Source organism: Pseudoalteromonas sp. NJ631, from assembly GCF_000276645.1.
Lineage (GTDB): Bacteria > Pseudomonadota > Gammaproteobacteria > Enterobacterales > Alteromonadaceae > Pseudoalteromonas > Pseudoalteromonas piscicida.
The window spans coordinates 261,531-275,885 of the sequence record NZ_AKXJ01000006.1 but is presented as its reverse complement, the minus strand read 5'-3'; the positions used below and the strand labels follow the sequence as shown (position 1 = coordinate 275,885).

Here is a 14,355-nt window from a genome sequence, read left to right as displayed (position 1 = left end):
TTGGGTAGGTTGCTTTAGAAACGGTAGCTGACACCTAGAGATAGGCTCGATGTATCCAAATCACCCATATCAAGGTACTTGTAGCCAAGGTTAACTGCCATACCGTTATCCCAGTCATATTGCCAACCGGCTTCAGCGACAAAGCCGATACCATCGTCGGTAATTAATTTAGTGCGGCCACGAGTGATTTCGTAATCGTAATAGTTCGCCCCTAATTTGCCGTAAAAGTAGCTATTGTCGGAAATTTGATAGTAGCCTTTTGCTGCAACGACAAAGTTATCAAATTCTAAATTGTTAGCACCAAGGCCAAACAAGGTTTTGTTGTTTTGCGTACAGGTAAACTTGCGATCATTTTCGTCTTTACACTTCCAATCATCTAAGTCTTCACCGCTGTTATAACCTAATTCAAGTGCCAAAATTGGTGTAAAGTGATAGTTGTAATACAGGTATGCTTGGCCTACACCATCGCCATCTTTACTTGAGCTTTTATAAGAAGCGCCACCGCCAGAAATGTCTAAACCAACGCGATGTGTCTCGTTATTTTGTTCTGCAAAAGACGATAAACTTGTTGTGAGTAATGCAAGAGATAAAAGCGCTTTAATTTTCATAATCAATGTCCGTTGTGGTTAACTTGAGGACAGTATAAATAGAGGGGGTGTCAAGGTCTGTTGGGGGGCTGTCATAAAGTGTAAGAAGGCGTCGAATTCAGTTTGCTTTATTTTACAAATATAAATAGTTGTATTTGCTAAGTGCTCTTAGCTGTCTTAGGTTTTGCAATGAACGTTTGGTATTTTAGTATGGTCGTCAATGTCAAAATTGCAGCAATAAGCCCACTCCATATGTGATGCATGATCAAATGGCTTGCAATGAACATAGGCACGTCTTGCCAGCCATCAATTAACAAAAGTTTACTCACTAACAGCAAATATCCGAGTAGGTGTGCAAATAGCACAAGTTTAAATGATTTAACGAACTGGTTTTTTGCGTTGGCTGAGAGAGCGGGTATGTTGAGGTGTAGCGCGAGAATAAAGACAGTTGATAGCACAATACTGACTACTCCTAACCCGAGTAATGAGGTTTTTATCAACACCATGGAGTAGATAAAAGCAAGTAACATGAGCCTGCCTAACAATTACGGAAAACGCAGTTTATATACGCTTAGGTTTTGAGTCTATTCGAATTATTCTAAGGATTAGGTAGTGATTTTCTGAGTGATCGCTCTATACTAAAAGCCGATTTTATCAATAGTTTGTAAACCGATGTAACATTGCCCTATATTTTCGCGGCATGTTTCGCTATAAATGCAATGTTATGTCGTAGTAAATTCGAATAAAACAATAATTATTATAGTAATTAAGACCAAGTTGGGAACTAGGGAAATGAAATTCGCTTTTAAGGATTTTTTGTTTGATAGCAAAGAGCTAAAGCTTTATAAAGACGACAGAAAGCTAAATTTAAAACAAAAACCTGCTCAGATATTGGAGTTATTTTTATCCGCTCCTCAAACTATCCACAGTAAAGAAGACATCTTAGAGAAAGTATGGCCAGATAGGAAAGTCACAGATCAGGTCGTATTTCAAAATATTGGCCATTTACGAGCTTTGTTCGGTGATGATGCTATCAAAACCTTTTCACGAAAAGGGTATCAATGGCAGATCCCTTGTACGGCTTTTGAAGGGACTGCGGAAGCTCAGGCTTCATCGCAGGCTTCACCTCAAACAGCGACCAATGAGTCGACTAAAGTGGATGTACAACCGGTGGAAGAAGAAACGGTAGTGACTGAATCACCTTCTGAAGTGCTCGAAAGGCCTGGATCTAGTGGTAGCAAGCTGCCTATGTTTGGGCTTGCGGGTGTACTTGTGTTGCTAGCCTTGGGTATCTACTTTACGTTATCGTGAGTCAAATTTACTTGAGTTGAGGTTGTGTCATGTTGCAAACGTTGTATATCACAGGTGCTGGGGTGAGTGCCGAAAGTGGTATCCCAACCTTTCGAGGAGAGGATGGCTTTTGGACGATAGGTTCGGCTAATTACACTCCTCAAGAAATGGCTACGCGCGCAATGTATAAATCGCAACCGGCAGAATTCTTAAAATGGTATTACCATCGTTTTGTGACTTACCGTAATCACGGTCCCAATCAAGTTCATCAATGGCTTAGTGATAAAAATGTGATCACGCAAAATATTGACGGTTTAGATGGTAAAGCGGGTAATAACCACTTTATTGCGATCCATGGACGTGTTGATCAGGTGACACCCTTTCATACCCAAGGTGAGCCCACGGAGTGCTTTACTGCCCCTTGGGATGAGGTAGACGAAAGTCGATTGGCCGAGTCGTTGTTAGCACTTTTCAAGATTGCTCAACGAGGGCCTGAAAAAGGCGTGTCACTTAAGCCATATGTATTGTTATTCGACGAATACTACACCGATCTGTATCGTATTAGCGAAGCACAGTCACGAATGTATGCCGCGGATCGAATGATTTTTATGGGCACTTCCTTTAGTGTCAATATCACTCAAATGGCCTTGGAAATAGCAAGGCACAAAGCAATTCCGATAGAAGTGGTTGATCCAAACCCTGCGCACTTACTTTACGAACAAGTCACCTATCACCGCATGACGGCAAGTGAATACATCGCCAGTTTGCCAACCTCTTAATTTAAAGCCTGAGGAAAGTTAGCCTGCATTACTTTGATAGTAAGTGGCTAGCAGAAATTGTTTATATTCACTGAGCCGATGTTGTTGTAGGAGGTGTGATTCAATTACTTTGGCGTTGTGGTTTTCCACTGCGCTTGTATGTCGCCTTTCGATTTCCATCAAGCCAAGTAAAGCGCTTAATTCTTGAATACTCAGTGGCGCAGTATGGCTATTAAAAGCTAAGTAGCATTCTAGAGGTGTTAACTTTTTTGCGTTTCTTTGACTCAGTGCATTTTGAAGTAGCTCTTTGCTTTCAAAGTGCAATAAGGTTCTAAGGTAATTTAGACCGTTATCTTTCGCGGGCATTTGCGATAAAAGAATATGTAGGATGTTATTCCCTTGCGGGTTAAGGTTATTGATTTGCTCAGCTTGGATCAAAGGTGTTGAGAAAAAGGCAAACTTCTCCAAGGAGTTAATCGCAGCTATCATCGCTTCTGGAAAGCATGCTGCTTGTAAGCAAATACTCGCTATATCTTGATAGTGGCCATAGAGTGCAGTGTTACCCTGCGCACTTTGAAAAAGAAACTTGAGGACTTCACTCTGCTCGTCTTTGGGAGCGTGTGCGTACACGGCTTTGATTTTTTCTATATCCGCGCTTTTTAACGCTAGCAAAAACTGAGTTAGACTATTATTCGACATACATAGAACCACAATTTATTATTTAATGCTCACGCAATATGATAGCCTATTTGCCTGCTGTTTTGCTCAATTTATAACGATAATAACAAAGAGACGATTACGTGTTGCACTTTAAGATAATACTGCTTACTTGTTGCCTACTATTAAGCCAGCTAGTTCATGCCAATGAGCGTTTATATGATGCTTTTATTAAAGAAATTCAGCAACAAGAAACACGTGATAGCGCACTTCAAAAAGTCGACCAAGTATTAGAGTCGGGCTTAACGCCGGAAGAAGTTGCCGATGTTCACCATAAGACCACTGTTGCATTAAAAAACGGTTTCCAGCTCGAAGAGGCACATAAATGGGCGGAGCGTTTTAAACAGGTATTACTCTTGCATAATTTACCCGAATATGAAGCTAAATACTCTTTAACGTATGGTGACCTCATGCTCAATGAGGGAAGGTTTAGCGATGCCATTAGTCATTTACAGGTCGCGGTTACTCAGCTTTCTGAGCTAAAAAAGTATCGCTTGCTTAGCCATGCACATCGCTTTCTAGGCGCTGCATATACTCAAAACGGTGATTATAAAAACGGTGTAAAGAGCTTTGAGATGTCGATTGAAATTGCAAGGAGTCATGAGCTCCCTGAGTTGCAAATATTGGCGATTACTCAGCTTGCAGATACCTATTCAGAGTTATCTTTACCTGACAAAGCCCTTGAGCTATTACAACAATCAATCGCGGTGCTAAAAAGCCAAAAACAGGAAAATATCGTTTTACTTGGACAGCTTTACTATAACTTGGGGGGCGCGCACCAAGTGATTGGCGACCATGAAAAGTCATTAGCAGCCTATCAAACTGCTTATGACTATGACATCAAAGGGGGCAGTGTCGTTTACTCAGCCTATACTTTGATCCGCATTGGCCGTGAACAAATGAAACTCAACCAATATAAAAATGCACAAGCGTCATTTGAAAAAGCATTTACGATTTTCGAGGAGAATGACCACACCAGAAATCAGGGCTGGGCGCTGAGCAATTTGGCTGAAGTTAAATTAAAAGCAAATGAAAAAGCTAAGGCTAAAGAGTATGTTGAACAAGCGCTAGAGTTAATTGATCCGGTACAAAGTAAAGTGCTTTATCAAGAGACGATGACTACCTATGCGCAAATTGTTTTACCTGAACGAGCCGATTTCTTTATAAAAAATATGGAGCAAATTATAGCGCAAAATGAAGTTCAGCCAGGCCTTAAAGTTACCGCTTTGCTGGTGTTGAAAGATGCCTACAGCACGAAAGGTGACTTTGAATCTGCGCTTAACTACCACCTGCAATATGCGGAGTCTAAAGTTTCTCAGCTTAAAAAAGAAGCCAGTCAAAAAGCCTTGGCCTATCAGATGGATACCGAGTACCAGAAGAATCAATATGAGCTACAAAGTCTAAAAACACAGCGTGATGTAGAGCTGGCCGAACAGCGCGTAGAACAAATAGTAACGGCAGCAGTGGTGGGAGTTTTGGTCGTTCTACTGAGCGCGTTCTTATTACTTGCGAGAAACAAACGTCGGGCACTTGAACTCGAGAAGCAGCTTCTCAACAAAACTTTGGATTTAAAGCAGCAACTACTTGCAGATATTTCTCATGAATTAAGAACACCGCTTACCGTACTTAAGCTGCATATTGAATCTTTGGAACATAATTTGGTGGAAAATCCAAAGCAGAGCTACAAAGTGCTTAACCGCCGTCTCGATACTCTTAACACATTAATTAAAGATATCTATGAACTCGCGCAGGCAGATACTGGCAGCCTTAACTTGGCGTTAGAGCGTGTCAATGCCAAACAAGCGTTTATTGGTCTTGTTGAAGATATTGATGACTTTGTGACGGATGAAGGGCTTGAGTTTAATGCCAATATAGAATTACCAGATGAACTGGAAATCGATATTGATGTAACTAGATTTGCTCAGGTATTCAATAACTTGGCTCGTAATAGTGTGAATTATACCGACAAGCCGGGAGAAGTCTGTGTGGATATTAGCTATCAAAGCCAGCAAATCCAATGTGTTATTGAAGATTCAAGCCCAGGTGTGGGCGATGAAGCTTTAGGGAGATTGTTTGAACGTTTGTTCCGCTGTGATAAATCACGTAGCCGAGATCTTGGTGGCTCCGGCTTAGGTTTATCTATTTGTCAAAAACTGGTTGAATTGCACGGCGGCAGCATTGCCGTTGCGCATAGCGAATTAGGTGGGTTGAAAGTGAGTGTTATCATACCTTGTGAGTAATAACACAAACCTGCTTTTACCTGAGGTTATTTATTGTGTGTAGGAGCGATTTTACATCGCGAAATGGCACAAAAGCTCGCCGCGTAAAGCGGCTCCCACCAGAGGTTATATATCGCGATATAGTAAAAGCTCGCCGTGTAAAACGGCTCCCACCAGAGTTTATATATCGTGTGTAGGAGCGATTTCACATCGCGAAATGGCACAAAAGATCACCGCGTAAAGCGGCTCCCACCAGAGTTTATATATCGTGTGTAGGAGCTATTTCACATCGCGAAATGGCACAAAAGCTCGCCGCATAAAGCGGCTCCAACCATAGGTTATATATCGAATGTAGGAGCGATTTTACATCGCGATATGGCACAAAGGCTCGCCGCATAAAGCGGCTCCGACCATAGGTTATGTATCGCGTGTAGGTGCGACTTTACATCGCGAAATGGCACAAAAGCTCGCCGCGTAAAGCAGCTCCCACCATAGGTTATATATCGAGTGTAGGAGCGATTTTACATCGCGATATGGCACAAAGGCTCGCCGCATAAAGCGGCTCCGACCATAGGTTATGTATCGCGTGTAGGTGCGACTTTACATCGCGAAATGGCACAAAAGCTCGCCGCGTAAAGCGGCTCCCACCATAGGTTATATATCGCGTGTAGGAGCGATTTTACATCGCGAAATGGCACAAAAGCTCGCCGCGTAAAGCGGCTCCCACCAGAGGTTATATATTACGTGTAGGAGCGATTTTATATCGCGATATGGCACAAAGGCTCGCCACATAAAGCGGCTCCGACCATAGGTTATGTATCGCGTGTAGGTGCGACTTTACATCGCGATTTAGTAAAAGAACACCGCATAAAGCGGCTCCCACCAGAGGTTATGTATCGCGTGTAGGAGCGATTTTACATCGCGATAGGTACAACACCGCAACTACAAAAAGTTGCGTTCAAACCGCTTCAGCACTAAAGGCTTTACCTTTGCAGCGGTGAGTATCAGCATAATAAAAGCGACAATAAACCAGATGGGGCGATTACCATGCTCTGCATACCAGCTCACTCCTCTAATTAGCTTTACATCACTTTTCAGTATATTGGCTTCGAATTGTGGAATGGCATGCTGAACTTTGCTAAGCGGATCGTAAACACCAGTGATACCATTATTCGTTACTCGAATTAATGGGCGCTGTAATTCTAAGGCACGCATGCGAGCGATCTGCATATGCTGATGCGGGCCGTGGGAATCTCCAAACCAAGCGTCGTTGCTCACAGTAAAAAGAATATCTGACTCAGAGGTAAAGTTACCTCTGACAAGCTCGCTAAACGCGATTTCGTAGCAAATAGCGGGTAACACATGCAAACCGTTCGCAAGTAGGTTTGGTTGTACCGCATCACCTCGAGTAAATGACGACATCGCTAAGTTAAAAAGAGGGGCTATAGGACGCAATAGGTCTTCGAACGGTACAAACTCACCAATAGGCAACAATTGGTGCTTCTGGTAGCGGTTTTTGTGCAGATAGTGATATTGCCCTTCGCTATCTTCTTTTTCTTTTTTACCAAGCGTGATCAGCGTGTTGTACGCGGTTCTAGTATCAAATTGATAATCGGGAATGCCCGTTATTAGTGCAGTGCCATTAAACGCGGCGGCTTTGTCCAGCCCTTCTAAAAATGGGTAGGCGATATCTTCAAATTCAGGAATAGCTGCTTCTGGCCACACCACTAAATCAACGCCTTGCCAGTTAGGTCTAGTCATATCTCGATATTTAGACATGGTAGGCCAAAACTGCTCAGGCTCCCAGCGCAGACTCTGCTTGATATTACCTTGTACAAGCAAGGTAGTAATTTCATCACCCGAGTATTTTAGTGGGCCTTGAATGATTGGCACACTGTATAGACCGGCAATGCCAGCAAAGCTGACTATGGTGAGATAAATCGCACGTTGTTTAAGTAGATAGTAAAGGCTTGTTGTCGCTAAAATAACTAGCAATGTTAAGCCAAATTCACCGATCCAAGGGGCTAAACTGCTCAGAGGCGAGTCAGTTAATGTGTAACCAAAGCTAAGCCAAGGGAAGCCTGTGAGCATGTGGCCTCGCAGCCACTCGGTAATGGCAAACCCCGCAACAAGTGCCAGCACCCGTTGCCAAGGTGTGCGAGTAAAGTAGCTGGCAAAAACAAATGCCAATGTCGGGTAGATGGCAAGATAAGCACATAGCAACGCCATCAACAGCACCGAGACAGGTAAGGGTAAACCACCAAATTCAGCGATAGAGACATGCACCCAGCTTATGCCAAGGGCAAACCAGCCAAAGCCAAATAAAAAGCCATATTTAGCCGCGAGCTTTGGACTGGGTTTATCGGTAAGCCAAGTCGCTATAATCAAGCTGACAAACGCGATGGGCCAAAAACAAAAAGGGGAATAAGCAAAAGTAAGCGCACAGCCAGAAATGAGTGCCAGCCATGCAAACTTATCTTTTGCGAGGTTACTCAGGTTAGATACTAGAGTCTTCAACATGTTCAGATTTAGGTACACTTACTTGAATTTGTAAGATCCTCCGGTTATCGGAGTTAGTTACCTTAAACTGAAGGGGATCTATGTCTATAGTTTCACCACGGCTTGGCATATGGCCAAATGCATGAAGAATAATACCGCCAATGGTATCGGCTTCTTGAGTGTCGTAGTTGGTTTTGAAAAATTCGTTGAATTCATCCAAGGGGGTGAGTGCTTGTACGGTATAAACATGCTTAGACAGCTGACGAATATCTTGTTGTTCTTCGTCGTCGTCATGTTCATCTTCTATTTCACCAACAATGGTTTCGAGAATATCTTCGATAGTAACCAGTCCAGATACACCGCCGTATTCATCAATCACGATAGCCATATGGTAACGTTTTTGACGGAATTCGTTGAGCAGGGTATCGACACGCTTACTTTCAGGCACGACCACAGCGGGACGAAGATATTCGCGGATACTTGGCAAATCGCTCTCTTCGCGCAAAATCAAAGGTAAGAGATCTTTGGCAAGTAAGATGCCTTCTACGTGGTCTTTGTCTTCACAAATCACAGGAAAACGTGAGTGTGAAGATTCTACCATCATAGGGAGTTGAGCACTGAGCGGCTCATCTACATCAAGTGTAATCATTTGCGAACGTGGGATCATGATGTCACGTACTTTCAGCTCTGAAACGCTGAGTACACCTTCCATCATATCTTTGGTTTCTGGGTCAATCAGCTGGCGCTCTTGCGCATCAGCGATGACTTCAGCCAGTTCTTCTTTATTTTGGGGTTCCCCTTGCAGCATCTGTGTGATGCGTCCCAGCCAGGTCTTGCTAGAAGAACCCTGACTACTTTGCGAGTTATCGTCGCTCATTAGTTGTGTCTGCTCCGTTAATTTAACAATCGTCTCTGTAAGGATCTGCGATATTCAAAGAAGCGAGAATTTGCTTCTCTATTGTTTCCATTTCTACCGCGTCTTGTTCATTTATATGGTCAAATCCAAGTAAATGCAAGCAACCATGGATAACCATATGGGCGAAGTGGTCATGAAAGGTCTTTTCTTGCTCTATGGATTCTTGGTATACCACTTGGGGACAAATAATTAAATCACCAATAAGTGGTAACTCAATTCCCGGTGGCGCATCAAATGGGAAAGACAACACGTTGGTTGGCTTGTCTTTACCTCTGTACTGGCTATTAAGCTCTTGGCTTTCGTGCTCCTCAGCGATGCGAATCGTTAATTCCGCTTCTTCGCGAAATTGCGTTAATGCATGTTCTGCCCATAATTGAAATTGTGCTTCGGATGGCAAGTTTTCAAACTCACAAGCCAATTGCAAATCTAGCATTAAGTCCATGGTTTATTCCTCAGAAGGTTGCTGTTTCGCTTGATGCTTTTCAGCTTTAGCGAGACGCTCTTGTTCTTCTTTCTTCTCGTATGCTTCGACGATACGAGCAACCACAGGGTGTCTAACTACATCGTGAGATTTAAAGAAGTTAAATGAAATCTCTTCTACATCATTGAGCACTTCTATCGCATGACGAAGTCCAGAGCGCGCACCGCGAGGCAAATCGATTTGCGTGATATCACCGGTGATCACCGCTTTTGAATTAAAGCCAATCCGCGTTAGGAACATCTTCATTTGTTCAGTCGTGGTATTTTGGCTCTCGTCCAAGATAATAAACGCGTCATTGAGTGTTCGACCACGCATATACGCCAAAGGTGCAACTTCGATGACATTTTTTTCGATTAGGCGCTCAACTTTTTCAAAACCAAGCATCTCGAATAGGGCGTCATAAAGTGGACGAAGGTAAGGGTCGATTTTTTGTGTTAAATCACCCGGTAAGAAGCCCAGCTTTTCACCAGCTTCAACCGCTGGACGAGTGAGGAGGATGCGACGTATTTCTTGACGTTCTAGCGCATCAACCGCTGCTGCAACAGCAAGGTAGGTTTTACCAGTACCCGCGGGGCCAACACCAAAGGTAATATCGTGAGTTAAGATATTAGCGACATATTGGCTCTGATTTGGGTTACGAGGCTTAACCACACCGCGACGAGTTTTAATATAAACTTCTTTGTCCCACACGGTAGGGGCGTCTTGTTCAAGTACGTTCGCTTCTGTGATGGCCAGATGAACCTGATCCGGTTCGATTTCTGTCATTTTTCCTTTCACAGGCTGAGTATCAACATATAGAGATTTTAGAATATCCACAGCTGCTTTTGCCGTTACCGCTTGTCCGGTCACTTTAAACCAATTGTCACGGTGCGCGATTTCAACTCCAAGGCGACGTTCTATTTGTTTTAGATTTTCGTCGAACGGACCACAAAGTGAAGAAAGGCGGTGGTTATCTGCGGGTTCTAAGTAAATTTCTATATTCTTTATCTGATTACTCAAAATGTCTTCCTATAAAAATGACGCTAACCGAAGCTAGCGCACAATTTAAAAATGCTAGGGGGTAAAAGTACCAACACCTAATTCATTAATTTCAGGTTCTTGTGGTGCTTTATTTAAGATATCCGACGGTTTTACGTCACGACGTAAATCCATTTCTGCTTCAGTACGGATAAGCTCACCACGTAACGAGTTTGGTAACGCCTCAGTAATACGTACATCGACGAATTGGCCGATCACTGAGTGTGGACCTTCAAAGTTTACAACGCGGTTATTTTCGGTTCTACCACGCAGTTCCATTGGGTTTTTCTTCGATGGGCCTTCAACCAAAATACGCTGCTCGGTATCGTGCATCTTGCGGCTGATATCCTGCGCCATTTGGTTGATACGGTTCTGTAGAAGATACAGGCGTTCTTTCTTTTCTGATTCTGCCACATCGTCAGGTAAGTCTGCTGCTGGTGTGCCAGGTCGTGCCGAGTAGATGAAACTAAAGCTCATATCAAAGCCGATATCATTAATCAGGTTCATCGTTGCTTCAAAGTCTGCGTTTGATTCACCTGGGAAACCAATGATGAAATCTGAAGACATGCTTAGGTTAGGACGGATCTTACGTAGCTTGCGGATCGTTGACTTGTACTCAAGCGCAGTATGACCGCGTTTCATAAGGTTTAGAATACGGTCTGAACCACTTTGCACTGGTAGGTGTAAATGGTCAACAAGCTCAGGCACATCCGCATAGGCTTCAATGATATCTGGTGTAAATTCAACCGGGTGAGATGTTGTATAACGAATACGGTCAATACCGTCAATTGCTGCAACGTAGCGAATTAAATCAGAGAAGTAACAAATTTCACCATCGTGCATTTCACCACGGTAAGCATTTACGTTTTGACCGAGTAAGTTCACTTCACGTACACCTTGCTCCGCAAGCTGAGCAACTTCAAGGATCACATCATCTAAAGGACGGCTTACTTCTTCGCCACGCGTGTACGGTACAACACAGAAAGTACAGTACTTAGAGCAACCTTCCATAATTGAAACAAATGCACTCGGGCCTTCAGCCTTTGGCTCTGGGAGACGGTCAAATTTTTCAATTTCAGGGAATGAAATATCAACGACAGCACCTTCTTTACTTTGCACCTGCTTGATCATCTCTGGTAGGCGGTGCAATGTTTGTGGGCCAAACACGATATCAACAAATGGAGCGCGCTGGCGAATGGTGTCGCCTTCTTGTGACGCTACGCAGCCACCAACACCAATAACAAGATCTGGTTTTGTGTCTTTTAGTAGTTTCCAACGACCAAGTTGGTGGAATACTTTTTCCTGTGCCTTCTCACGAATCGAGCAAGTATTGAGTAGGATCACATCAGCTTGCTCAGCTTCTTCTGTAAGCTGATAGCCATTTGTTGAATCCAAAAGATCCGCCATTTTCTGGGAGTCATACTCGTTCATCTGACAACCCCAGGTTTTAATATGCAGTTTTTTACTCATTTAAATATTGCCTCGTTTACAACTCGGTGTTTAGCACTACGCGTTTCTCGTGCAGGCGATGCTGAATTGATATCATTATGCCTAAAGGACGCGTATTTTATATGACCTATCTTGTCTAGCCAAGTATAGATTTTAACTTTCAAAATGTGGATCAATACAGGGTGTTTTAAGCAAACATCTGTTTTTATATGCGTTACAATGCGCAAAGACTCAATTAAGTGGAATATGGCATGAAAAACAAGGCTCTGATAGTCGGTGGTGGCATGGTTGGTGCGGCGTGTGCTGTTAAGCTAGCGAAGCAAGGTGTTGACGTAACCATTATTGAACATTCTCCCATCTCACCTGATGCAATACTCGCAAGTGATAAGGTAGATATTCGCGTTTCTGCTATCAATCGCTTTTCCGAGCAGTTATTGGATGAACTCGGTGCTATGCCTGTGTTAAGAAGCGCCAGAGCTGCGGTTTACAAGCAGCTAGAAGCCTATGAGGATAAGCCTGGACAGTTGATATTTGATTGTGAAGCGCTAAACGCCTCGCACTTAGGCCACTTAATTGAGAATAACCTCATTCAAGCTGCTTTGTGGCAACAGTTTAAGGAATTTGATATCAAAGTGGCTTCACCAGAGGGGATTCCAAAGCGCATTGTTCATAATGATGATTCCGTGACGATTGAGTATCAAGCAGCATCCTTTACCGCCGATTTGTTAATTGCAGCTGACGGTGGCCGTTCTATCGTCAGACAAATGAGTGGCATAGGCGTGACGGGGTGGCAATATGAGCAACATTGTATGGGGCTGCTGATTAAACTCGACGCGCCGCAACAAGAAAAAACATGGCAGCAATTTAAGCCGTCAGGTCCCATTGCCTTTTTACCTATGCAGTATCCGTATGCCAATCTGATTTGGTATGACAACGGCAATAAACTCAATTTACTTAAGCAATTAGATAAGCAGGCGCTAAAACAAGAAGTAAAAGCAGCATTTTTTGAGCTACCCGGTGACTTTGAGATTGAAGAAGTGGCGGTTTTTCCTTTAGCAAGGCAACATGCTAACCAGTACGTGAGCGAACGAGTGGTATTAGTAGGAGATGCAGCTCATACCATTAATCCGTTAGCAGGGCAGGGAGTAAACCTTGGCTTTAAAGACGTAGCGGCGCTTGCTAAAGCGATTGAGTCAAAAGAAGATATTGGTGACAGTAGCGCATTGCATCATTATGAGAAAAAGCGTAGGAAAGACAACCTATTGATGATGAGTATGATGGATGCATGTTATTTTGGTTTTTCGAATCAAGTAACACCGTTAAAGCATTTGAGAAATCTGGCGCTGAATGTGGCGAATAAAGCTGGGCCGTTAAAAAAAGAAGTGCTTAAGCATGCTATGGGAGGAGTTGGTTTTTAATCTTTGTTCTCTGCACTGAGCGTGTTACACCAATTTACTTAATTAAGTGATCTTTTTGAAGGAGCAAGTATTAAGATAAATCGGTATTACTGCACGCTTCATTATTTAGTGCGAGATCATCTCATCAGTGTTAGCTTATCGACGACATACATCAAAGTATTAATATCAAATTTGCCATCTAGCCTTAATAACCAATCACTGTTGGGCTGCAAAATGTAAGCAGTTTGAACTCCTGAAGGTCTGATAGAAGAAAAAATATGTTTTGCTCCGTGAGTAGCGGTAAATACATTTGCTTCGTTTATAACGCCAAGCTCAGCACTGACTTTCTGCATATCTTCACTCTGTATATCAAACGTGCCATTGAAAGCTCGTGTCATAAACTCAAGAGGTGTTAAATCATACTTGTTAGGTAGACCTGCAAGTGCGGTGGCGCCAGTTATCCAGCTTAACGTTAGTTCAGAAGAGTTGTCGCTAATCACAACTGAGTAGGTGTTGTTAGTAAAGGTTTGAAATGAAACTTTATTTGCCTGCTCTGAGGGCTGACAGTAGCTAAAATGTTTGAGTGCTATTTCTATGTGTGATGGAGAGCAAATTGAACTAGCCTTTGCTTCTACAAAGCCGGGTATACTTAAAATGATTAATGAGAATAAAAGAAATAAAAACTTTAGCACTTTCTTTCCTAATATGAAGAAAGTTTGAAAGTAGCATTAGTAAAATGAGCTAGGAATGAATAAAGAGGAAAGAAATTGTTACTAAATGGTGCGGAAAGAGAGACTTGAACTCTCACATCCGAAGATACTGGAACCTAAATCCAGCGCGTCTACCAATTCCGCCACTTCCGCATATCATTTTGCATTAGTTATTGGAACCTAAATCCAGCGTCTATATCAAGACATCTGCCAATTCCAAAACTTCCGCATTTATAAATGGTGGCTATGCCCTGATTTGAACAGGGGACCCCATCATTATGAGTGATGTGCTCTAACCAGCTGAGCTACATAGCC

Annotated in this window: 13 protein-coding genes and 2 tRNA genes; 4 read left to right on the top strand and 11 right to left on the bottom strand. The window is 42.9% G+C overall.

Features of this window, described 5'->3' with window-relative positions:
• Positions 1-14: 14 nt before the first annotated feature.
• Both A587_RS0113005 and A587_RS0113000 read right to left on the bottom strand, forming a co-directional pair.
• Positions 15-608 (bottom strand): porin family protein, encoded by a 594-nt coding sequence (locus A587_RS0113005; protein WP_017217953.1) that lies wholly within the window; start codon positions 606-608, stop codon positions 15-17.
• Between the two features lie 137 nt (positions 609-745).
• A complete protein-coding gene (locus tag A587_RS0113000; protein WP_017217952.1) occupies positions 746-1,117 on the bottom strand; it encodes a hypothetical protein in 372 nt (123 codons plus the stop codon).
• Positions 1,118-1,379: 262 nt separating this feature from the next.
• Here A587_RS0113000 and A587_RS0112995 point away from each other — a divergent pair, with 262 nt between their 5' ends.
• On the top strand, positions 1,380-1,898 hold the full coding sequence (locus A587_RS0112995) for a winged helix-turn-helix domain-containing protein (RefSeq protein WP_017217951.1): 519 nt from the start codon (positions 1,380-1,382) through the stop codon (positions 1,896-1,898).
• A 29-nt stretch (positions 1,899-1,927) separates the two neighbouring features.
• Entirely contained in the window at positions 1,928-2,656 is a 729-nt protein-coding gene (locus A587_RS0112990; RefSeq protein ID WP_017217950.1) for an SIR2 family NAD-dependent protein deacylase, read from the top strand.
• Between the two features lie 18 nt (positions 2,657-2,674).
• Here A587_RS0112990 and A587_RS0112985 read toward each other — a convergent pair whose 3' ends face one another.
• Complete coding sequence (locus A587_RS0112985; protein WP_017217949.1) at positions 2,675-3,334, bottom strand: hypothetical protein; 660 nt, start codon at positions 3,332-3,334, stop codon at positions 2,675-2,677.
• 101 nt (positions 3,335-3,435) lie between these two features.
• On the opposite strand from A587_RS0112985, the gene A587_RS0112980 reads away from it, so the two are divergent.
• Positions 3,436-5,592, top strand: a complete 2,157-nt coding sequence (locus A587_RS0112980) for a tetratricopeptide repeat protein (RefSeq protein ID WP_017217948.1) — start codon at positions 3,436-3,438, stop codon at positions 5,590-5,592.
• Positions 5,593-6,513: 921 nt separating this feature from the next.
• On the opposite strand, the gene lnt is transcribed toward A587_RS0112980, so the two are convergent.
• From lnt to miaB, 5 genes are read right to left on the bottom strand one after another with little or no spacing between them, the layout of a single operon-like run.
• The gene (gene lnt / locus A587_RS0112975) at positions 6,514-8,091 is read right to left on the bottom strand and encodes an apolipoprotein N-acyltransferase (protein ID WP_017217947.1); all 1,578 of its coding nucleotides are present in this window, start codon (positions 8,089-8,091) and stop codon (positions 6,514-6,516) included.
• Positions 8,069-8,947: a CNNM family magnesium/cobalt transport protein CorC gene (corC, locus tag A587_RS0112970; RefSeq protein WP_010370418.1), complete on the bottom strand. Its 879-nt coding sequence runs from the start codon at positions 8,945-8,947 to the stop codon at positions 8,069-8,071. Before corC ends, lnt begins: the two co-directional genes overlap by 23 nt.
• 22 nt (positions 8,948-8,969) lie before the next feature.
• Positions 8,970-9,428 (bottom strand): rRNA maturation RNase YbeY, encoded by a 459-nt coding sequence (gene ybeY, locus A587_RS0112965; protein WP_017217946.1) that lies wholly within the window; start codon positions 9,426-9,428, stop codon positions 8,970-8,972.
• Between the two features lie 3 nt (positions 9,429-9,431).
• Positions 9,432-10,466 (bottom strand): PhoH family protein, encoded by a 1,035-nt coding sequence (locus A587_RS0112960; RefSeq protein WP_010370423.1) that lies wholly within the window; start codon positions 10,464-10,466, stop codon positions 9,432-9,434.
• Between the two features lie 54 nt (positions 10,467-10,520).
• Entirely contained in the window at positions 10,521-11,954 is a 1,434-nt protein-coding gene (gene miaB / locus A587_RS0112955) for a tRNA (N6-isopentenyl adenosine(37)-C2)-methylthiotransferase MiaB (RefSeq protein WP_017217945.1), read from the bottom strand.
• Between the two features lie 230 nt (positions 11,955-12,184).
• Here miaB and A587_RS0112950 point away from each other — a divergent pair, with 230 nt between their 5' ends.
• Positions 12,185-13,351: an FAD-dependent oxidoreductase gene (locus A587_RS0112950; protein WP_017217944.1), complete on the top strand. Its 1,167-nt coding sequence runs from the start codon at positions 12,185-12,187 to the stop codon at positions 13,349-13,351.
• A 116-nt stretch (positions 13,352-13,467) separates the two neighbouring features.
• Here the strand turns inward: A587_RS0112950 and A587_RS0112945 are convergent, their stop codons facing one another.
• The 3 genes from A587_RS0112945 to A587_RS0112935 all read right to left on the bottom strand — a co-directional run bounded on the left by A587_RS0112945 (position 13,468) and on the right by A587_RS0112935 (position 14,355).
• Positions 13,468-14,022 (bottom strand): hypothetical protein, encoded by a 555-nt coding sequence (locus tag A587_RS0112945; protein WP_017217943.1) that lies wholly within the window; start codon positions 14,020-14,022, stop codon positions 13,468-13,470.
• An 86-nt stretch (positions 14,023-14,108) separates the two neighbouring features.
• A tRNA-Leu gene (locus A587_RS0112940) sits at positions 14,109-14,193 on the bottom strand.
• A gap of 85 nt (positions 14,194-14,278) precedes the next feature.
• Positions 14,279-14,355, bottom strand: a tRNA-Met gene (locus A587_RS0112935).

Bases quoted from the DNA above. Each gene is read 5' to 3' on its own strand.
- A587_RS0113005 (WP_017217953.1), bottom strand. From the start codon at position 608: ATGAAAATTAAAGCGCTTTTATCTCTTGCATTACTCACAACAAGTTTA.
- A587_RS0113000 (WP_017217952.1), bottom strand. From the start codon at position 1,117: ATGTTACTTGCTTTTATCTACTCCATGGTGTTGATAAAAACCTCATTA.
- A587_RS0112995 (WP_017217951.1), top strand. From the start codon at position 1,380: ATGAAATTCGCTTTTAAGGATTTTTTGTTTGATAGCAAAGAGCTAAAG.
- A587_RS0112990 (WP_017217950.1), top strand. From the start codon at position 1,928: ATGTTGCAAACGTTGTATATCACAGGTGCTGGGGTGAGTGCCGAAAGT.
- A587_RS0112985 (WP_017217949.1), bottom strand. From the start codon at position 3,334: ATGTCGAATAATAGTCTAACTCAGTTTTTGCTAGCGTTAAAAAGCGCG.
- lnt (WP_017217947.1), bottom strand. From the start codon at position 8,091: ATGTTGAAGACTCTAGTATCTAACCTGAGTAACCTCGCAAAAGATAAG.
- corC (WP_010370418.1), bottom strand. From the start codon at position 8,947: ATGAGCGACGATAACTCGCAAAGTAGTCAGGGTTCTTCTAGCAAGACC.
- ybeY (WP_017217946.1), bottom strand. From the start codon at position 9,428: ATGGACTTAATGCTAGATTTGCAATTGGCTTGTGAGTTTGAAAACTTG.
- miaB (WP_017217945.1), bottom strand. From the start codon at position 11,954: ATGAGTAAAAAACTGCATATTAAAACCTGGGGTTGTCAGATGAACGAG.
- A587_RS0112950 (WP_017217944.1), top strand. From the start codon at position 12,185: ATGAAAAACAAGGCTCTGATAGTCGGTGGTGGCATGGTTGGTGCGGCG.